This is a genomic window from Cohnella nanjingensis (assembly GCF_014212125.1).
Taxonomy (GTDB): domain Bacteria; phylum Bacillota; class Bacilli; order Paenibacillales; family Paenibacillaceae; genus Cohnella; species Cohnella nanjingensis.
The window spans coordinates 18,492-38,638 of record NZ_JACJVP010000057.1 but is presented as its reverse complement, the minus strand read 5'-3'; the positions used below and the strand labels follow the sequence as shown (position 1 = coordinate 38,638).

Below are 20,147 nucleotides of genomic sequence, written 5' to 3'. Positions count from 1 at the left end.
TTCTGTGCAATGCCATTGAGTTTATTTACCTACATCGAGGGGATTCCGCCAGTTTCAGCGAATGTAGGTAATTTATTTACCTACATCGAGGGGATTCCGCCAGTTTCGACAAATGTAGGTAGTTTATTTACCTACATCGAGGGGACTCCGGCATTTTCGGCGAATGTAGGTAGTTTATTTACCTACATCGAGGGGATTCCGCCAGTTCCAGCGAATGTAGGTAGTTTAATTACCTACATCGAGGGGGCTCCGACGGTTTCGGCGAATGTAGGTAGTTTATTTACCTACATCGAGGGGACTCCGGCATTTTCGGCCAATGTAGGTAGTTTAATTACTTACATCGAGGGGACTCCGGCATTTTCGGCGAATGTAGGTCGTTTAACTACCTACATCCGGCGGGATCCGAAGTTGGGGGCGGAGGAGAGCCGTCTTGAAGACGCACAAAAGGCCCTCCCGGAGGAGGGCCTTCCCTTCGCGTATAGCTTGCACGGCTGCTGCGCTGCGTCACCGCGACGCGCAGCGCCCTGTGGCGCCTCTCGCGCTCGGCGAGCGGCTGGCGCGCTTACTTGCCGGCCGAGGACGATGCGCTCGGCGAGGCGGGTGCGGATGCCGAAGGCGACGCGCTAGGCGACGGGGACGGAATCGGCGGCAGATTCTTGATCTCCTTGATCAGCTTCGGCAGCTCGTCCGACATGAACTTGTCGATGCTCTCGGAGCTGAGCGTCTGCTTGATCTCTTCCTTGGCCTTGTCGTCGAACGCTTGGCCGCGCTTCTCGACCTTCATCACGTGGTAGCCGTACTCGGTCTCGACCGGATCGCTGATCTTGCCGATCGGCAGCGTCTTGGCGGCGTTCTTGAACGCTTCGACATAGGATTCCGGATCGGCGTTCTCGTAGAGTCCTCCGGTTGACGCGGAGCCGCTGTCGTCGGAATATTCCTTCGCGAGCTCGGTCCAGTCGCCGCCTGCTTCGAGCTTCGTCTTCACTTCGTTAGCCAGCTTCAGGGCGTCCGCCTTCGGGCGGTCCTTCTGTTCCTTGTCCTTGAAGCCGATCAGGATGTGGCGAACCGTCACGCGGCTGTCGAACTTCGCCTTGTTCTTGTCGTAGTAGGCTTTGACTTGGTCGTCCGTGACCTTCAGATCGGCGTCCTTCAGCATGATCATCTGCTCGCTGATGTACTGCTTCATCTGATCTTCGGTCAGGCCGCCGTCCTTCATGGCCTTCTTCGTAGCTGCGTCGGCGTCGAGGGACTTCTTGATCTGCGCGAACTGATCGTCCGCTTCTTTCTGCCCCTGCGTCTTGGCTTCGTCCGAGGCGCGCGCGCTCAGCAGACGGATCGCGACGAATTGCTTCAGGATGCTCTCTTGGACCGAAGGCTCGTCCACGATGCTCGCGTACATCGGATTAACCATTTTCATAAACGTTTTGTAAGACGCGAATTCTTTGTTCGTTACTTGACCGCCCTCGTATACCGCTACGACTTTGTTGGCGTCTTTCTTGCCGCAGCCGGACATGAGAACGGCGAGCAGAACGACTGCCAGCAGCCCAAGGCCGAGCCGGCGGTACGATCTGCGTTTAGGGTGCAACATCCTGTAATTCCCCCTTGATCTTGGTCACTTCCTGATATTGTACCAGAAACTCCTCGACAAGCGCCAACATGGCGTCGTCGTCCAAACGTTTGACGTTCAGGCGCGCGGCGGGCTGCGGAGAGAGCGAGACCAGCTGCAGGCGGCCCTGGTGCTTCGCCTCCAGCGCCTTGAGCTTCGGCTCCTCGATCTCCTCCCGGCGGCGCTCCTCGAACTTGAGATGCACGTCGTCCCCGCGCTTCACGATCGACTCGATGCCGTAGCGGCGCCCGTACACCTTCAGCCGCGCGACAGCGAGCAGGTTTAGCACCGACTTCGGCGGGTCGCCGAACCGGTCGGTCAGCTCGTCGAACAGGTCGCTCACGTCGTCCAGCGACGCGGCGGCCGCGACCTTCTTGTAGATCTCGATCTTCTGAATGCTGTCGTAGATATAGTCCGGCGGCAGATACGCGTCCACGCCGATGTCGAGCTGCGTGTTGACCGGCGCGGGCGGGAGCGCCTTGCCGCCGTGCCACTCCGCCTTGCGCGCCTGAATCTCCTCCGCCAGCATCTGCGAGTACAGATCGAAGCCGACCGACGCGATGAAGCCGTGCTGCTCCGCGCCGAGCAGATTGCCCGCGCCGCGGATCGACAGGTCGCGCATCGCGATCTTGAAGCCCGAGCCGAGCTCGGTGAACTCCTTGATCGACTGGAGACGCTTCTCGGCCACTTCGTTCAGCACCTTGTCCCGCTGATAGGTAAAGTAGGCGTACGCGATCCGGTTGGACCGCCCGACCCGTCCGCGCAGCTGATACAGCTGGGACAGGCCCATCTTGTCCGCATCGTGCACGATCAGCGTGTTGACGTTCGGGATGTCCACGCCCGTCTCGATAATGCTGGTGCTGACCAGCACGTCATACTCGCCGTCGAGGAAGTCGAGGATCGTGCGCTCGAGCTCCTGCTCCGACATCTGGCCGTGCGCGACGGCGATGCGGGCGTCCGGCACGAGCGCGGTGATCTGCTCGGCCATCTGGTAGATGCCTTGAACGCGGTTGAACAGGAAGTATACCTGTCCGTCCCGGGCCATCTCTCGCTCGATCGCCTCCCGCACCAGCGTCGGGCTGTATTCGACCACGTAGGTCTGCACGGGGAAGCGGTTCTCCGGCGGCGTCTCGATGACCGACAGATCCCGCACCCCCAGCATCGACATGTGGAGCGTGCGGGGGATCGGCGTCGCCGTCAGCGTGAGGACGTCCACGTTCGTCTTGAGCCGCTTCAGCTTCTCCTTGTGCGAGACCCCGAACCGCTGCTCCTCGTCCACGATGAGCAAGCCCAGATCCTTGAACACGACGTCCTGGGAGAGCAGCCGGTGCGTCCCGATGAGCACGTCGACGGTGCCGGCCTTGACGCCTTTGATCGTCTCGTTCTGCTCCTTGCGGGAGCGGAAGCGGCTAAGCACTTTAATATTGAAAGGATAGCCGGAGAACCGTTCGCGGAACGTCTCGTAATGCTGCTGCGCGAGGATCGTCGTCGGGACGAGGACGGCCACCTGCTTGCCGTCGATCGCCGCCTTGAACGCCGCGCGGATCGCCACTTCGGTCTTGCCGTAGCCGACGTCTCCGCATAACAGACGGTCCATCGGGCGCGGTTGTTGCATATCGACCTTGATCTCTTCGATCGCCCGCAGCTGGTCCGTCGTCTCGTCGTAAGGGAACATCGCCTCGAATTCCTGCTGGTACGGCGAATCCTCGCCGAATCCGTGGCCCTCGGTCGCCTGGCGCTCCGCGTACAGCTTGATCAAGTCGTCGGCGATGTCCTTGACGGACGATCGCACCTTCGACTTGACCCGCGTCCAGTCCGCGCCGCCGAGCTTGTTGACCTTCGGATCCTTCTCCTCGGAGCCGACGTACTTCTGGATCAGGTCGAACTGCTCGACCGGCACCGACAGCCGGTCGCCGCCCGCATAGATGATATGCAAATAGTCCTTGTGAATGCCGCCCATCTCGAGCGTCCCGATGCCGAGATACTTGCCGATCCCGTGGTTCTGGTGAACGACATAGTCGCCGACCTTGAGCTCCGTATAGCTCTTGATCCGCTCGGCATTGTCCATGCGCCGGTCGACGCGCCGCGCCTTCCGCTGCTTCTGGGTGAACATCTCCCCTTCGGTGATGACCACGAGCTTGACGGACGGCAGCTCGAAGCCGCTCTGCAGGTTGCCCTGAGCGATCTCCGGCGTCTCGATATGGTAGTCGTCTAGCACGCGGCGCATCCGCTCCGCCCGTTCCGCGTTGCCCGCCAGCATGACGATGTGGGCGCCGCCTTTGCGCCAGCGCTCCATCTCCGCCTTCAGGACGTTCATCTGCCCGTGGAAGTTCTGCATCGCCCGGCAGACGAAGTTCACGATGTTCTGCGGCTGCGTATGCGGGATCTGACGCACGAACAGCGACATATAGACCGTCTGGAACGCCTTCGGATAGAGCGCTTGCTCGGCCGGGACGGCCAGGACGAAGCCGGGCAGGCACTTGCCCTGCTGCAGCAGGTGCGTCGTCCATTCCGTCTCGTCCCGCTCCAGCTGCCGCGCCGTTTCTCCGAGCCGGTTCGGTTCGTCCATGAGCAGCACGGTATCGCGCGGCATATAATCCAGCAGCGTCTGTCGCTCCGGATAGAGCAGAGAGATATATTTGTAGATTTCGGAGAAATACACGTTTTGTCGCAGAAAGTCGATTTCCCGGGTAATTTCGGTGCGCAGCCGCTCCTTGGCCTGCCGATCCGACATCTTCTCCAGCTGCGCCTCTAGCAGATCGAAGGCATGCTGCGCGGCATTCTCGAACCGCCGTTCGTCCGCGATGATCTCCCGGCACGGCCGCACGGCATATGCGTCCAACTTGTCGACGGAGCGCTGATCGGTCGGATCGAACGTGCGGATCGAGTCGATCTCGTCGTCGAACCACTCCACCCGCACCGCCGTGGACGACGTCAGCGGGAAGAAGTCGGCGATGCCGCCGCGCACGCTTAAATGGCCCTTCTGCTCGACGCGGTCCACCCGCTCGTAGCCGAGGCCGATCATGCGGCGGAGAAAATCGTTCATGGAGAGCGTGTCGCCCACGCGCAGCGTCACCAGGGCGTTCGCCATCGTGCCGCGGTCCGGCTGGAAGCGCCGGATGCCGGAGAACGGCACGACAATAACCCCGCGGAAGCCTTCCGCGAGTTGGAGCAGGACGTCCATCCGGCGCGCCGACGTCTCGGGACTCGAGATCGCCGTCTCGGCGGCGATCAGCTCGTTGGCCGGATACAGCAGCACCTCTTCGGCGGAGAGACACTCCTGCAAGTCTTCCGCCATCTTCTGCGCCGCGAACATGTTATGGGTAACGACGAGCACGGGACGACTGAGCTCCCGATACATCGAAGCGATCATCACTTGGCGGGCCGAGCCGGATAATCCCGCTACCAACTGCTCCCGCATATTGCCTTTGACGCCCGCCAGTACGGATTGGAAGTCGGGGTCTGTAGCAAACGTATTCATCAACGGCTTCATCGCGTTTCCCCTTATCGGTCGATTCTAATCTAGGCTCCCGCATCCGGGACGGCAGGTTGTCGAGACGATCGGGAAGTAGGAAGAGCAATGAATTTCCTCTCCAAATCGTTCAAAAAGAAGCCTCGGCACACGCCAAGGCCTCTCCATTGTCCTCAGGTCACGGGACGCTATTGAAGCGGATTGGTCAGCAGCGCCAGCTCCGGATGGTTCTCCAACGTCTGGCTGCAGTAATCGCAAATGACTTGGACCGTTACGTCCCCGTTAGAATTATACGCTATTATACGCTTTCGCTCTTCGGGGGTCAAGAAATGAAGACCCAGCCGGTATTCGGATACCTGGGCGTTGTCGAAGCTTCCGAGCGGCATCTGACAATGTCGGCAAACGTAGTTTACAGCCATGTGTATGCCTCCTAAAGGTAGGTTATGCGGCAACTCGCCGCGATTCCTTTAGTATGCCCGGCAAAAGGTGGTTTTAAGCGCAGACGCTGCCTGCTACTTGCCGTTGAACCGCGCCATCGTCTCGTCGAACGGATGCGCCAGCGCATACTCGATCGCGTCGCACGCATCCTCGATCATCTTGCGCAGCTCGGCCTGCTCGGCCTTGGCGAATGGCGCCAGCACGTAGTCGACGATCTGCATGCCGTTCGTCGGCCGGGAGATGCCCATCCGCACCCGATTGAACACTTGCGTGCCGGTGTGCTGAATGATCGACTTGATGCCGTTGTGGCCGCCCGCGCTGCCTTGATAGCGCAGCCGGATCTTCCCCGTCTCCGTATCCAGGTCGTCATAGACGACGATGCCGTCGGAGAGCTCCGCCTTATAGAAGTCCATGAACGCGCGGACCGATTCGCCCGACAGGTTCATATAAGTCATCGGCTTCAGCAGCGCCACCTTCGCGCCCTGGACGCGCGCTTCGCCGTACAAGGCTTTGCACTTGCTCTGATTCACCTGCGTATTCCAGCGCCGGGCCAGCTCGTCCACGACCATGAAGCCCGCGTTGTGCCGGGTCGCCTCATAGGCGGGTCCGGGATTGCCTAGTCCTACGATCCATCGCATTGGTTCGATACCTCCAAAGTCCTCGTTCCCCGCATTCATCCGGCCGCTCCGTCCTTCGGAGAGGCCAAGGCCATATTGTCGAAGACGGTTCAGAAAAGCGCGCATTAAGCATATCCTTCCTGGATGTTCCAAAAATATTGCGTCCGATTGCAACGATTTGAATTTCTGATGTGTCTTCTCTAATACAAGCGCTTCAAAGAAAGAGGGGTGATAGGGATGTACATGAACGGTCAGATGATCTACGATGACCGCCACTTCGAAGATCACATCAGCGCCGACGTGCCGGTACAGATCTACCAAGGGCAGTCGCACAGCGACATCGGGTTCATCGAATATTATGGCAAAGAATTCGTCCAGGTCAACAACATTTTGTACAATCGCAAGCAGTTCACCTTTGTCTCCAGACCCGGTTATTGAGTAAGGCTAGCCAGATTAGCGGGCCAAAGTCGTACCCGCCGTCCTCTGGAGAGGCGATAAACGCAAGAAGAACCGTCCGGGCCGGGAACCCAGGCGGTTCTTCTTTTTTGGATGGATCAAGGACGTCAAGCCTGCAGCTTGCCGGCCGGGGAGTCGGTCAGCCGCGGCAGCAGCCAGGCTTTGGAGCGGTTCGCCGTGTGCATCGCGCCCCAGAACAGCAGCAGCGCCGCGATCGTATGGAAGGCCGCAAGCCAGCCGATGTCCGAGAAGACCCGGACCGACATGTGCTGGAACGAGATAAGCAGGAAGAGCGCGAGCGGAATCCACCGCAGCGTGCCCCGGATGCGTCCGCCGAAGGACAGCAGGAACATGATCGGCGGCGCGAATTCAAAGTAATTGACGAACTTGGCGTGCATCGCCCAGTTCTCGGAGCCCGCGAACGTCCCGAGTCCCGCCAGGAACACTTGAATGACGATGCAGACGAACGTGACGACGGCCAGAAACGCATACAGCACCCTTACGTAACGATTCCCCTCCGCGCTCGGTTTGGCGCTTCCCATCTTCCATATCCCCTCTCATGGTATCCGAATCCGGCAGCATGCGATCGGATCGCATGCGGTCTATTCGTTTATAAATTGAAGCGGTACCCGACGCCCCAGATCGTCTCGATCCGCTCCGGCTTCGACGGATCGCGCTCGATCTTCTCGCGCAGCCGGCTGATATGCACGGTCAGCGTCGCGAGATCGCCGTACGAATCGAGCCCCCAGACCCGCTCGAACAGCTCTTCCTTGCGGAACACCCGATTCGGCTGCGAGGCCATGTAGAGCAGCAGGTCGAACTCTTTGGTCGTCAGCGGCGTCTCCTTGCCGGCAGCGAACACTTGGCGCGAACGCTTGTCGATGACGAGGTTCGGCAGCCGGATCCGACTGCTGGCGGGCGCGCCGTCTGCATCCGCTGCGCCGCCTTGGGTCAGCCGCTCGTAACGGGCGAGGTGCGCCTTCACCCGGGCGACGAGCTCTCCGACGCCGAAAGGCTTGATCATATAATCGTCCGCGCCTAGACCGAGACCCCGGATCTTGTCGACCTCTTCCTTCTTGGCCGACACCATCAGGATCGGGATCTCCTTCACCTCCCGCACCTGGCGGCAAATCTCGTAGCCGTCCAGCCCCGGGAGCATCAGATCGAGCAGCAGCAGATCGAACGGCTCCCCGAGCGCGCGCCGCAGCCCCTCGTCACCGGTAGAAGCGACCTCGACCTGGAAGCCGCCCGCTTCGAGGAAGTCCTTCTGCACCTCCGAGATGACGCTGTCGTCTTCGATGATCAAGATGCGCTTACTCATCGCGTTCCTCCTCCTCCTCCTCCGTGCCGCCCGGGCGTACGTCATCGCCGGACGTCTCCTCGTCCTGCGCGGCCCGCTTCAAGGTGAAGGCGATCGTCGTCCCCCGACCCGGCTCGCTCTCCGCCCATACCGTTCCGCCGTGCGCCTCGATCAATTGCCGGACGATGGACAGGCCGAGTCCGCTGCCGCCCGCCGCCGCGTTCCGCGAAGGATCGGCGCGATAGAACCGCTCGAAGACGCGAGGCAGCGCCTCGGGGCCGATGCCGCGGCCGTTGTCCCGGATCCGGACGGCGACTTCGGCTTCGGACGGACCCGGCTTCAGCGAGATCGAGAGCTCGCGCTCGTCCTTGTCCATGAACTTCAGGCTGTTGGCCGCGATATTGGCGATCACCCGGCCCAGCTTCTCGCGGTCGGCCGTCACCGGCACGGCACGTCCCGGCTCGGGCGCGTCCAGTTGGATGCGGACGCCCTTGAACTGCGGATCGTGCGTCATCTCCTCCGCGATCCGGCGCAGATAGCCGGCCAGATCGATCGTCTCGAAGCGGAACGGCTCCCGCTTGAGGTCCAGCTTGGAGAAGAGGAACAGCTCGTCGATCATCCGGTCCATGTCGGCCGCCTTGCGGCCGATCATGTCGACGTACTTCACGCGCTTGTCGGGCGTGTCGGCGATGCCGCCGCGAAGGCCTTCGACGCAGCCCGCAATCGCGGCGATGGGCGTCTTGAGATCGTGGGAGATGTTCGAGAGCAGCTCCTTACGGTTGTCCTCGTACTGCAGCTGCAGCGCGATCGACTCCTTCAGCCGCAGCCGCATCTCCTCGAACGCTTCGCCCACCTCGCCGATCTCGTCCTTGCGGCGGACGAGCGCGGTCTCGCCCAGCTCGCCGTCCTTGATGCGCTCCGCCGCGCGCTTCAGCGCCTGCAGCGGGCGGATGATGCTGCGCGAGACGAAGTAAGTCAGCAGACCGTTGGTCAGCACGATGCCCAGGATGAGCGCTAACGGGATCAGAGGGAAGAATCTCTGGAAGAGACGCAGGCGATCGCTTGTGTTTTTCAGGAAATAGACCGTGTCCCCGTCGACCGTCTGACGGTCGACCGAATAGCTTAGCTCGCCGAGCTGCAGGTAGTACGCCTTCCATGGCGGGCCTCCGACATCCCGGTCGCGCTCCCGCTCCAGCGTATAGGCCTTCAGCGCGTTCAGCAGCTCGCCGTCGCTGCCGGCTGCCTGCGCGGAAGGGGCCAGCGCTTCGGACAAGTGCAGGAGGCGTCCGTCCCGCTCGACCGCCAGCCCCATGTTCATCTCGGCGAGGCGCTCGTCCGCCGCCCGCAGGAACGGTTCGTCCGCGAGCAGCTTCGGTTCCCGGACGACGGCGAACAGGAAGCCCTCGGACCATTCGCCCGCGAACAGCTGCTGCGACTGGAACGGCGGCTGCGGCTTGTCCGCGGCCTCTCCGCCGCCGAACGACGAGAATGCCGCAATGGCCGTCGCCGCCACGAGCACGACCGGAATCACGATCATGGCTATATAGGATAGAATCAATTTTTTGCGTATCGACATGCCGATATTCCGCTCCCTCCGGTGTCTTGCTTATCCTTATCATACTAAGCAAGACTAAACGGCGGCTAAATTCATTTCTAAATAAAGTATAAACAGCCGCCGGCCCGGAACATACCGCTCTCGGACAGCCTGCCGCGCGCATGCGGAAAAACCCTGCGTCAGCGAAGAGAACGGGACTAGCCGCGCTCCGTCTCCGGCTTCCGAGGGTCCGAAGGTTCATGGGTCACGCTTGCATATCGAGGCGGTTGAAAGTCTAGTCGCGAATCTCCGCGATCAGCTCGATCTCCACCGGCGTATGGAAGGGCAGCTCGCTCGTCCCGATTGCGGAACGGGCATGCTTGCCGGCGTCCCCGAACACCTGCACGAGCAGATCCGAAGCCCCGTTCATCACGTACGGCTGGTCGGCGAACTCCGGCGCGCTGTTGACGAAGCCGAGCAGCTTCACGATCTTCACGACCCGGTCGAGATCGCCCAGGTAGCCCTTCATGACCGCGAGACAGTTGATGATCGTCTGACGCGCCGCTTCCTGGCCTTGCTCGATCGTCACTTCGCGGCCGAGCTTGCCTGCGTACAGCAGCTCGCCGTCGACGCGGCAGTCTTGGCCGGACAGGTAGATCAGATTGCCGGTGCGACTGCAGGGAATGTAGGTGAAGCGCGGCTCCGGGGATGGGGGCAGGACGATGCCGAGCGCCTCGAGTCGTTGTTCGATCTTGGACATTGCGTTGACCTCCGTATCGGGTGGAATGGTTTAGAGATGGCAGGCAGGCGACGCCTGGCCGATACCGCTTAGCGGATTCAGTTCGGCTACTCGAGCAGGCCTCGCGCGAGGATCGGGTGAGCCTCGTAGCGGTCGCCGCGCTGCATCCAGACTTGGTTGTGCAGATTCACGGTGCTGCAGATATGGTTCGGAACGATGCGCAGCCGGTCTCCGACCCGGAGACCCGCCGCCTGGGCGACCGGTCCCAGCTGGACCATGCCGTGCTCTTCGGTCATGCGCGCCAGCCAGGCGTCTTCATAGCCGACGACCTGGCCGAAGCCTTGCAGATGGAGCGGCGCCGTCCCCGGCTGAACGTCGGTCGCGAACGTCTTGCTCCCGCCGTCGACGATCGCGAGATCGGGCGCGGGCAGACTGACGACGGTGACCAGCACGCTGCCCGCGCAGTCGGCCATGCCGCATACGCCGAAGCCGGCTTGCATGCGGTCCTGATAGACGTAAGTCCCCGGGCGGATCTCCGTCACGCCGGGCACGGCGGCCGCATGCGCGGCGGTCGGCGTCGAGCCGACGCTCACGTCCGCGACGGGGATGCCCTGCGCGCGCAGACGTTCGGCCAGCCGCGCCATCAGCGTGCCCTCCTGCGCGCCGGCCGCCGCCAAATCGCGCGTAGGCTTGCCGTCCAGCAGCGCGCCGCGGAACGTATAGATGCCGGTCAGCCGCAGATGCGGCAGCCGGGCGATCTCCGCGGCCAGCTCCTCCGCCTGCGCATAGGGGACGCCGGTCCGGCTGAGCCCGGTATCGATCTCCAGCCGCACCTTCAGCGGCCATCCATGGCGCGCGGCGCTCGCATCGGCCAGCCGCGCGCCGGCCAGGCTGTCTGCGCCGACGGTCAGATCGATCCGTTCGGCCAGACGCAGCGCGCGCGCAAGCTTGCTCTCCGTCACGAGGGGATAGGCGATGAAGATGTCGGGTATGCCATGGGCGGCCATTACTTCGGCCTCCGACACCTTGGCGACCGTGATGCCGGCCGCGCCCGCTTCGAGCTGTGCATGCGCGACCGACGGCAGCTTGTGCGTCTTGGCATGCGGGCGCAGCTTCACGCCGCGCGCGCGGGCCAGCTCCGCCATGGCGTCGATGTTGCGGGCCATCCGCTCCATATCGATGACGAGCCTTGGCGTCTCCATCTCTTCCAGACCGATCGCGCTCATCTCGCTTCGCCCCCTTCTGCCGCTTGCTGCTTGCTCTCCTCCAAGTAGCTGTACAGCGTGTACTTAGAGATATTGAGATAGGCTCCGATCTTCTCCCCGCCCTTCTTGACGAGGAACGCCCCTTTGGCATCCAGCAGACGAATCATGCGGACCTTGTCGTCCTTCGTCATCGCGGCGACCGGCTTGCCGATCCGCTCCTGCGCCTCCTGAATGAGCGCGCCCAGCAGCTCTCCGACGCTCGTGACGAACGACTCCTTCACTTCCGTCTGCGTCCCCGACCCGATGAGCGACTGCAGCGTATGATTGGCGACCATCAATTCGGTCACGTCGAAGTTCATGCATAGAGACCCGACGACCTCTCCCGCTCCGTTCCTCATATAGAGGGAACTGGAACGCAGGATGCGGCCGTCCTTGGTCTGCGTCATATAGTTCAGCTTGTTCCCGTTCACCGATTGGCCGCGGAGCAGCTCGAGCCCCAGGTTCGTGCCCGGATCGCCGACTTGGCGCCCGGTGACATGCCCGTTCGCGATGGCCACGATCGTGCTGTCGTAGGGGCGCTTCAGATCATGCAGCACCACCTCGCAGCGGTCCCCGAACTGGGCGGCGAGGCCCTCCACCAGATCGGTCAGGAACGATTGCTCGTCATTCACGGACTCCATAGACGACCTCCTCTGGTTACTGCCTGATCGTAAAGCACCCGCAGCCGATTGTCAAACAAAAAGTTAGGAGGCATGAAATAAAGTTTGGACTTGCCTCCTCCCCCGATTGGCGCGTCTCCAATCTCCGCATCGTCCGTCAAAGCGCGCGGTCCGAGGCCAGAGAAGATACGCGCGTGGATTCGCAAACCAAAAAGAAGCGCAGCGACCGTTGCCGGCCGTGCGCTTCCTGCAGTTAAAGTAAGGGGCGTTAGTCTTTCTCGACGGCTTCCGCTGCATTGGAATGATTGACATTCTCTTCGGCCGCATCGTCCATCGCTTCGACCTCGTCTTCGCTGCGTTCCTTCTGCGGCGCCAGAACGGCTACGACGACCGCATCCGCTTCGGGTACGGCGGTTACGCCTTCCGGCAGGTTCAGATCGGCGACGGTCACGTGCTCGCCGAAGCCAAGCGCGCTAATATCGACCTCAATGGATTCAGGCAGGTTCTTCGCGATGCACTCCACCTCGAGCTCGTGCAGGACGACCTGGAGCATACCGCCTTCCTTCTCGCCCGGGCTTGACCCCGTGAACTCGAGCCGGACCGGCGTTTTGATCGTCTGGTTCAAGTCGATCTTGCGGAAGTCGACGTGCAGGACACGGCCGTTCAACGCGTCGCGCTGAATGTCGGTGAGGAGCACGGACTGGCTGCCGCTGCCCTGTACTTCGAGATCCAGTACCGCATGGGGGTTGCACTTCAGGAGCAAGGATAGCTCCTTCGCGTCGAGCGCGATGACGCTCGCCGTGCTAAGGCCCTGGCCGTATACGACGCCCGGGATTTTGCCCTGAGAACGCAATTCGCGCAACGCTCCCTTCGTGGACCGCTGACGGGATTCCGCATGTAATGTACTGTTCATAATCGGGTAACCTCCTGATAGGGTCAAGGCTTACCCTATTTGTACCCTACCGGACCGCAACCTAAACATGCGGCTCGAACAGCTTGCTGATCGACTGATGCTCATGGATGCGTACGATCGCCTCGCCGAGCAGCGGCGCGACCGACAGGACGCGAATCTTGGTCGAGGCGCCGGGATCGCGCAGCGGGATCGTGTCGGTGACGACGATCTCGGTCAGCGGGGACTTCTCGAGCCGCTCCATCGCCTTGCCGGAGAGAACCGGATGGGTGCAGCAAGCGTAGATCTCCCGCGCGCCGGCTTGCTTAAGCGCCTGGGCGGCGAGGCAGATGGTGCCCGCCGTATCGATGATGTCGTCGATCAGGATCGCGGTGCGCCCGGAGACGTCGCCGATGATGTTCATGACTTCGACGACGTTCGGTTCCGGACGGCGCTTGTCGATGATCGCGAGCGGCGCCTGCAGCTCGTCCGCCAGCCGGCGCGCGCGCACGACGCCGCCATGGTCGGGGGAGACGACGACCGGAGCCAGCAGTCCCTTGGTCTGGAAGTAGTCGCCCAGGATCGGCACGCCGAGCAGATGATCCACGGGGATATCGAAGAAGCCCTGGATCTGCATCGCATGCAAGTCCATCGCAATCACGCGGTGGGCTCCCGCCGTCTCGATCAGGTTGGCCACCAGCTTGGCGGTGATCGGGTCGCGGGACCGGGCTTTCCGGTCTTGGCGCCCATAGCCGTAATAGGGAATCACGACATTGATCGTCTTGGCCGAAGCGCGCTTCAACGCGTCCACCATGACGAGCAGCTCCATGAGATGCTCGTTGACCGGCCAGGAGGTGGATTGCACGACGAAGACGTCGGCTCCCCGTACGCTCTCGTTCAGGCGGACGTGAATCTCGCCGTCGCTGAACCGGTTTACCGCAACGTCGCCCAACGGCACGCTAATATTTCGCGCGATCGCTTCCGCCAAGCGCGGATTGGAGCTGCAGGAGAAGATCTTCAATTTGTCATCAGGGTAGTTCATCGGCGCCACCCGCTTTCCAACGAATTATTCCCGTTCTTTCTTGGAACGGGCACGGGCGCGAATTTTGTCCGCGTACCCCGGTTTGTTCACTTGACGTTCCCGGGCGATCGCTACGTCATTCTCTCCCACGTCGTGGGTTATGGTAGATCCCGCTACGACATATGCGCCGCTGCCGACCTTGACCGGCGCGATCAGGTTCGCGTTGCTGCCGATAAAGGCGTTGTCGCCGATCTCGGTCTTCGATTTATTATAACCATCGTAATTGGCCGTAATCGCGCCGCAGCCGATATTCACGTTGGCGCCGACGACGGCGTCGCCCACGTAGCTGAGGTGCGGCACCTTGCTGCCCGCTCCGATGACGCTGTTCTTGATCTCTACGAAGTCGCCGATCTTGACGCCGCGCGCCAGCTTCGTCCCCGGGCGAAGGTAAGCGAACGGACCGACGTTGCTCTCGTCGCCCACCTCGGCCTGTTCCAGTACCGACTGGCGGATCGTTACGCCGTCGCCGACCGTCGCGTCGATGAGATCGGCTTGGGGCCCGATGACGCAGTCCGCGCCGACCGACGTGCGGCCGCGCAGCTGCGAGCCAGGGTGGACGATCGTATCCGCGCCGATCGTCACGTCTGCATCGATATACGTATTAGCCGGGTCGATGAGGGTCACGCCGTTGCGTTGATGCTTGACCGCGATCCGGGCGCGCATCAGACGTTCCGCTTCGGCCAGCATGACGCGATCGTTGACGCCGATCGATTCGGCAGGATCGGCCATGACCGAAGCCGAGATCCGGTCGCCCTGGCTCTGAAGGATGCCGATGACGTCGGTCAGGTAGTACTCGCCTTGCGCGTTGTCGTTCGTCACATGACCCAGGGCCGCGAACAGCTTGCGGTTGTCGAAGCAGTAGGTCCCCGTATTCATCTCGCGGATCGCCGCTTCCTCCGGCGAGCAATCCTTCTGCTCCACGATGCGCAGGACGCCGCCGTCCTCGCCGCGGACGATGCGGCCGTAGCCGGTCGCGTCTTCGAGCACGGCGGTCAGGATCGTCGCCGAGGCGCCTTCCCGTTCATGCAGCGCGACGAGCGCATCGATCGTCTCCGACGTGACGAGCGGCGTGTCGCCGCAGATGATGACGGTGACGCCGTCTTCTTCGCCGAGCATCGGCTTCGCCTGCAGCACGGCGTGCCCCGTACCGAGCTGTTCGTTCTGCAGTGCATATTCTACGCTATCTCCCAGGTGAGCCTGCACCGCTTCGGCGCCATGGCCGACGATGACGACGGTCCGCTCGCATGCCGCACCGCGCACCGCTTCGAGCGCATGGCTGACCATCGGCTTCCCGCAAACCTGATGCAGCACCTTATATAGCTTGGACTTCATCCGTTTTCCCTGACCGGCTGCAAGCATAATTGCCATTCTCGACATGATGAATGATCCTCCTTCTCGCACGTTCAGCAATTCTCTAGTGAATCATAGCTTATTCGGCGAAAAATGAAAAGAGAGCCGAAAATAGGCTCTCTTTCCCATGATCATTCAAAATATTGGGCAAAGGCGTCCCGAAGTCCCGATAATCTTCGGTAAAAACGAAATCGCCTCCTACGAAGAAGGCGATGCCGTCCTTACTCCCCTCCGCGAAATATCCGGCCGCGGCCGGAATCGTTTCGCGCCAAGCGAACACGTTTTATTATGCACCCTCAACCAGTACTTCTTCTTCCTGAGCTGCGCGCTCATACTCGGCCAGCACGGCGGATTGGATCTTCTCGCGCGTACCGGAAGAGATCGGATGAGCGATATCGCGGAACTCCCCGTCGGGCGTCCGTTTGCTAGGCATTGCTACGAACATGCCATTGTTGCCGTCAATGACCCGAATGTCGTGAACGACAAATTCGTTGTCAATGGTAATGGAAGCAATAGCCTTCATGCGCCCCTCGGAATTGACGCGGCGGAGTCTCACATCTGTAATTTGCACTTGTGTTCACCACCTTTGCCCCATCAGAAGACTTGGTGTAATATTCCACAAATCCGTGCAAATTCCTTCTTATTATTGGAAAAACGGCTGCTAAAATTAAATTTATTTTTTAATTCCTTACAGTATCGACAGATATCTCCGCAATTAGCTCAATTTCGACAAAAACATCCCTGGGCAGGCGCGCGACTTCGACAGTCGATCGGGCCGGCGTATGGTCTCCGAAGTAACCTGCGTAGACCGCATTGAACGCCGCGAACTGGTTCATGTCCTTCAGGAACACGGTGGCTTTGACCACGTTCGCCAGCGTCGCGCCTTCGGCGGCCAATACCGCCTGCAGGTTGCGGAACACCTGGTGCGTCTGTTCCTCGATGCCCCCGGCGACCAGCTCGCCCGACGGCATAAGCGGGATCTGACCGGATGTGAAGAGAAGCTGTCCGACGCGGACCGCTTGCGCGTATGGACCGATGGCGGCAGGCGCTTCCGAGGTGGCGACAATCTTGAGAGACATGATTCGTTCCTCCGTTTCGGATATTAGAAGTAGTTGCCCGGTTGGACCGTAATATGGCGGGTCTTTAGATCGACTTCGGTCAACCGCGCGAGCGACGTGTAGTCGTGCAGCAGCCGCTCTTCGTTGTCGATCTCGCCGGATTCGACGAACACGCCGACGCCGGCGACGTACGCCCGGAATTCGTGCAGCAGGTCGACCATGCCCTGAATCGTGCCGCCGGCCTTCATGAAGTCGTCGATGATCAGGACGCGCGATTGCTCCTTCAGCGCGCGACGGGCCAGCGACATCGTCTGGATGCGCTTCGTGGAACCGGATACGTAATTGATGCTGACGACGGAGCCCTCCGTGACCTTGTGGTCGCGGCGGACGATGACGACGGGCACGTTCAAATATTGCGAAGTGGCGTGGGCCAACGGGATGCCCTTGGTCTCCACGGTCATGATGCAGTCGATCTCGCGGTCGGCGAAAGCCGTGGCGAACATGCGGCCGACTTCCTGCATCAGCCCGGGTTGGCCGAGAAGATCAGTCATGTACAGATAGCCGCCCGGCAGCAACCGGTCCGGCTGCTCGAGCATGCGGCAGATGTCGGCGATCTTCACGAGCGCCTCGTCCTTGCGGCACTTCGGAATGAAGCGCACGCCGCCGGCGGCGCCCGCCAGCGTATGCAGTTCGCCGATGCCGTCGTCCTCGAATACTTCTTTGATGATCGCCAGATCTTCGCTGATCGAAGACTTGGCGGACTGATATCGGTCAGCGAATGCTGTCAGCGAAATTAACGTATGAGGACGGGCTAATAGGTATTGCGTCATTTCTACGAGACGCGCGCTACGTTTCAACTTTTTCACAATGCCTCTCTCCCGTCCAAAAACCGAATAATTTAACGCTATCATAACATTTTTATCCGGTTTTGGGCAAGGAGTCTCCTTTTTCAATGGGAATGTATCTTACATTCGGTGTGACCTCGTAATCTTCGTCGCCTATGTAAGCATGCGGACGACGTAGACCTCCTTGCAGAACCCGCGCAGCCCGTTATAGATACGGGCGACTTTGGATTCCTTGGACACCAGTCCGAACACGGTCGGACCGCTGCCCGACATGAGAACGCCGTCCGTGCCGAGCCGCTTCATGACTTCCTTGATCTGTCGGACCTCCGGGTAACGGTCCAGCGTCACCGACTCGAGCACGTTGCCGAGTCCGGCGCATACATCCGCGAAGGAATCGTTCCGGATGGCCTCCAGCATGCGCGGGATGGAGGGATGCTCGCGGATCTCGTTCGCTCGCAGCTTCCCGTAGACGTCGGCCGTCGAGACGTTGATCGGCGGCTTGGCGAGTACGACCCAGCAGGCCGGCGGCGGCGAGATGCTCTCCAGCTGCTCTCCCCGCCCCCGGGCCACGGCCGTCCCTCCGCGTACGCAGAAGGGGATGTCCGAGCCGAGTTCCGCCCCGAGTTCCTCCAGCTCCCGAACCGACAATCCCAGCTCCCATAGCCGGTTCAGTCCCCGCAGCGCCGCAGCCGCGTCGCTGCTGCCGCCCGCCAGGCCCGCCGCGACGGGGATCTGCTTGTCCAGATGAATATAGACGCCCTTGCGGACGCCGTAGCGTTCCTTGATCAAGCGCGCGGCCTGAAAAGCCAGGTTCTTCTCGTCGAGCGGGATGAAGCCGGCTTGGCTGGAGAGCACGATCTGATCGCGCGGCAGCTCCTCCATCTCCAAGCGGTCGGCGAGGTCGACCATCGTCATGATCATTTCCACTTCATGATATCCGTCATCCCGCTTGCGAAGCACGTCCAGCAGCAGATTGATCTTGGCCGGCGCCTTCTCGTATACCTTTGTCATGGTTATCACCTGCTAAGCGAGCTTGTCCGTCAATGTATCGTTCCTGCGATCGCGAAAAGCTTTACATATTATAACAAACCCCGGCCCGAATTGCGATTTGCCGGTTACGCCCGCGGACTCCGCCGTGCAACGCTCGCTATTGAGCGCAGACGCGATCCGCGCATATGTAAAGACGGCGGTCCGCCCCTGCCGGAATCCGCCGCCATCGTATCTAGCCGATCGTGCCGTTAGCGCTGCTGCTGACGGGCCGCCGCCTGTTCGGCGATCTGGATGGCCCGCTTGACCATATTGCCCGCGTCTTTGGCTTTGATGCCGCCCCAGCCTTCCTCCTGGACCGTATCGTAGAACCCGAGATCCTTGGCGAGCTCCGTCTTGAACTGCTCGGACATCGTGCTGCGTCTGCGGCTCATTCGTCATCGCCCCCTTCGCGCAAGTGACGCCTTCGTCGGCGTTCCGCGCTAGGATGCCCTCGAACGGCTCCGTTCATGCAAAACGGGCAGCGCGCGCGAGATTCGCGAGGGCTGCCCGTACAAGTTAAACCGAGTCAATGCGACAAGTAACTGATGCGAACTTGGCCTTCTTCATTGCAGAGCATCACTTCGACGGACTCGGTCAGAATGTCTGCATAGCTGTACGAGACGCGCTTGAATGCATTCTGTTCCTGATCCAACTTGACGATGAACACCGATGGGTAAATTTCCTCCAGCACGCCCGTGCGTTCGATGGTTTTACGGCGGCCACCGTTGGCGCGGAGCATGATCTTGGCGCCGATATGCGGCTCCAGGCTTCGTTTAATTTCCAGAAGCGCGTTTTTGGACATGTCCACTACCACCTCTTTCCCTGTTAATTATAACTAAAAAGAGGTGGTTTGTCAAATCGGTGAAATATTATAACAGTACCCAAGTTTTATTGTCAACAATGTTTTCTTCAATGTAGAAGGCTTTTTGTTGAAATTAGGCCTTTGGATGGAAAGTTACGCAAATTCCGCGCTTGGTGTCACCGACGACGGCAGCTTGATGTTCGGCACGCCGACGCGGTACTTGCCCACCGTCTCCACGCCGCCGACGCCATGCATGCCGCTGATCGTATGCGAGATCACGTCCGAGATGTCGATCGTCTCGCGGAACGGCGTGAATGCCGCCCTTACCGCCACGTACACGGGATCGAGCGCATGGATCATGATCCGGCCGGGGGAGCTCGCGAAGTTCGATCCCGCATGGAGCAGCGCCTCGAAGTGCGATTGGCACGCCCCGGCGACGACGACGAGCGAGTCGCGGCTGCGCTCGTAGCCGCGGGCCACATGGACCGCATTGACGAAGTTGACCGAGTTCTTGTAACTGGACAAGGCTAGAAGATCGCTGCGGGACTTCAAGACGCCGTCGTGGCCCGTGATGACGACGATGTCGGGACGCACTTGCGGCAGCAGCCGCGCGACCAGCATCGGCATCTGCGATTCATGACAATGCACGCCCTCGGCAGGCACGTGGAGCTGATTGTAGACCGCCATGCTCTTCCTCAGGTAGTTCGCGTCGCCATCCAGATGGAGCACCTTGCCGGGCAGCTCGAAGAACTGCCGGCGCGGAACGGACTCCTTCGCATACGCCGACTGTGCCTGCTCCCGCTCCGCCCGCATCCGGTGCAGCGATTCGCTAGCTTGGATCCGGGCCCGGCGGGATCCGCCAAGCTCGTCCGGGTTCCGCACCGGCGTGAGGTCCGACACCGGCGCGTCGGCCAGCAGGCGGTAGTCGGCCCCCCGCAGCACCGCCGCTTGCTCGTTTAATACCGCAATTCGAAACAGAATATCACCGCCATACGATTTGCGGACGACTAAATCCCCTTGCTTCATGGGCGAATCACCTCTTCCGTCTATCGTATGGAGGCATCCCG

22 protein-coding genes are annotated in these 20,147 nt (G+C 61.0%); 1 reads left to right on the top strand and 21 read right to left on the bottom strand.

Features of this window, described 5'->3' with window-relative positions; genetic code table 11:
• Window positions 1-562: 562 nt before the first annotated feature.
• The 4 genes from H7C19_RS29990 to pth form a co-directional block, all read right to left on the bottom strand.
• A complete protein-coding gene (locus H7C19_RS29990; protein WP_185672775.1) occupies window positions 563-1,588 on the bottom strand; it encodes a peptidylprolyl isomerase in 1,026 nt (341 codons plus the stop codon).
• On the bottom strand, window positions 1,575-5,099 hold the full coding sequence (mfd, locus tag H7C19_RS29985; protein WP_185672774.1) for a transcription-repair coupling factor: 3,525 nt from the start codon (window positions 5,097-5,099) through the stop codon (window positions 1,575-1,577). The genes H7C19_RS29990 and mfd overlap by 14 nt, the downstream gene beginning before the upstream one ends.
• Before the next feature lie 167 nt (window positions 5,100-5,266).
• Complete coding sequence (gene fin / locus H7C19_RS29980) at window positions 5,267-5,497, bottom strand: anti-sigma-F factor Fin (RefSeq protein WP_185672773.1); 231 nt, start codon at window positions 5,495-5,497, stop codon at window positions 5,267-5,269.
• Between the two features lie 93 nt (window positions 5,498-5,590).
• A complete protein-coding gene (gene pth, locus H7C19_RS29975; RefSeq protein WP_185672772.1) occupies window positions 5,591-6,154 on the bottom strand; it encodes an aminoacyl-tRNA hydrolase in 564 nt (187 codons plus the stop codon).
• Window positions 6,155-6,370: 216 nt separating this feature from the next.
• Between pth and H7C19_RS29970 the strand changes: the two genes are divergently transcribed.
• Window positions 6,371-6,571 carry a hypothetical protein gene (locus H7C19_RS29970; protein WP_246470100.1) on the top strand — a complete coding sequence of 67 codons (201 nt, stop codon included), beginning with the start codon at window positions 6,371-6,373 and terminating at the stop codon, window positions 6,569-6,571.
• A gap of 125 nt (window positions 6,572-6,696) precedes the next feature.
• Here the strand turns inward: H7C19_RS29970 and H7C19_RS29965 are convergent, their stop codons facing one another.
• From H7C19_RS29965 to yabG, 17 genes are all read right to left on the bottom strand, one after another.
• Window positions 6,697-7,131, bottom strand: a complete 435-nt coding sequence (locus tag H7C19_RS29965) for a DUF6220 domain-containing protein (RefSeq protein WP_185672771.1) — start codon at window positions 7,129-7,131, stop codon at window positions 6,697-6,699.
• A gap of 68 nt (window positions 7,132-7,199) precedes the next feature.
• Window positions 7,200-7,910 (bottom strand): response regulator transcription factor, encoded by a 711-nt coding sequence (locus H7C19_RS29960; protein WP_185672770.1) that lies wholly within the window; start codon window positions 7,908-7,910, stop codon window positions 7,200-7,202.
• Entirely contained in the window at window positions 7,903-9,426 is a 1,524-nt protein-coding gene (locus H7C19_RS29955; RefSeq protein WP_246470099.1) for a sensor histidine kinase, read from the bottom strand. Before H7C19_RS29955 ends, H7C19_RS29960 begins: the two co-directional genes overlap by 8 nt.
• Before the next feature lie 292 nt (window positions 9,427-9,718).
• Complete coding sequence (locus H7C19_RS29950) at window positions 9,719-10,183, bottom strand: RidA family protein (protein WP_185672768.1); 465 nt, start codon at window positions 10,181-10,183, stop codon at window positions 9,719-9,721.
• An 86-nt stretch (window positions 10,184-10,269) separates the two neighbouring features.
• A complete protein-coding gene (locus H7C19_RS29945; protein ID WP_185672767.1) occupies window positions 10,270-11,388 on the bottom strand; it encodes an alanine racemase in 1,119 nt (372 codons plus the stop codon).
• Window positions 11,385-12,047, bottom strand: a complete 663-nt coding sequence (locus H7C19_RS29940) for a helix-turn-helix transcriptional regulator (RefSeq protein ID WP_185672766.1) — start codon at window positions 12,045-12,047, stop codon at window positions 11,385-11,387. The genes H7C19_RS29945 and H7C19_RS29940 overlap by 4 nt, the downstream gene beginning before the upstream one ends.
• A 247-nt stretch (window positions 12,048-12,294) precedes the next feature.
• Complete coding sequence (locus H7C19_RS29935) at window positions 12,295-12,939, bottom strand: 50S ribosomal protein L25 (protein WP_185672765.1); 645 nt, start codon at window positions 12,937-12,939, stop codon at window positions 12,295-12,297.
• Between the two features lie 61 nt (window positions 12,940-13,000).
• On the bottom strand, window positions 13,001-13,957 hold the full coding sequence (locus H7C19_RS29930) for a ribose-phosphate diphosphokinase (protein WP_185672764.1): 957 nt from the start codon (window positions 13,955-13,957) through the stop codon (window positions 13,001-13,003).
• 24 nt (window positions 13,958-13,981) lie between these two features.
• A complete protein-coding gene (glmU, locus tag H7C19_RS29925; protein WP_221469558.1) occupies window positions 13,982-15,373 on the bottom strand; it encodes a bifunctional UDP-N-acetylglucosamine diphosphorylase/glucosamine-1-phosphate N-acetyltransferase GlmU in 1,392 nt (463 codons plus the stop codon).
• Between the two features lie 52 nt (window positions 15,374-15,425).
• Window positions 15,426-15,626, bottom strand: a complete 201-nt coding sequence (locus H7C19_RS29920; RefSeq protein WP_185672763.1) for a hypothetical protein — start codon at window positions 15,624-15,626, stop codon at window positions 15,426-15,428.
• Between the two features lie 6 nt (window positions 15,627-15,632).
• Window positions 15,633-15,917: a septation regulator SpoVG gene (gene spoVG / locus H7C19_RS29915; protein ID WP_080831657.1), complete on the bottom strand. Its 285-nt coding sequence runs from the start codon at window positions 15,915-15,917 to the stop codon at window positions 15,633-15,635.
• 109 nt (window positions 15,918-16,026) lie between these two features.
• Window positions 16,027-16,425 (bottom strand): RidA family protein, encoded by a 399-nt coding sequence (locus H7C19_RS29910; RefSeq protein ID WP_185672762.1) that lies wholly within the window; start codon window positions 16,423-16,425, stop codon window positions 16,027-16,029.
• Window positions 16,426-16,448: 23 nt separating this feature from the next.
• The gene (purR, locus tag H7C19_RS29905) at window positions 16,449-17,270 is read right to left on the bottom strand and encodes a pur operon repressor (protein ID WP_185672761.1); all 822 of its coding nucleotides are present in this window, start codon (window positions 17,268-17,270) and stop codon (window positions 16,449-16,451) included.
• 132 nt (window positions 17,271-17,402) lie between these two features.
• Window positions 17,403-18,260 carry a 4-(cytidine 5'-diphospho)-2-C-methyl-D-erythritol kinase gene (gene ispE, locus H7C19_RS29900; protein WP_185672760.1) on the bottom strand — a complete coding sequence of 286 codons (858 nt, stop codon included), beginning with the start codon at window positions 18,258-18,260 and terminating at the stop codon, window positions 17,403-17,405.
• Between the two features lie 227 nt (window positions 18,261-18,487).
• Entirely contained in the window at window positions 18,488-18,670 is a 183-nt protein-coding gene (locus H7C19_RS29895) for a small, acid-soluble spore protein, alpha/beta type (RefSeq protein WP_185672759.1), read from the bottom strand.
• A gap of 134 nt (window positions 18,671-18,804) precedes the next feature.
• Entirely contained in the window at window positions 18,805-19,080 is a 276-nt protein-coding gene (gene veg / locus H7C19_RS29890; RefSeq protein WP_185672758.1) for a biofilm formation stimulator Veg, read from the bottom strand.
• Window positions 19,081-19,233: 153 nt separating this feature from the next.
• A complete protein-coding gene (gene yabG, locus H7C19_RS29885; protein WP_185672757.1) occupies window positions 19,234-20,106 on the bottom strand; it encodes a sporulation peptidase YabG in 873 nt (290 codons plus the stop codon).
• Window positions 20,107-20,147: the final 41 nt, after the last annotated feature.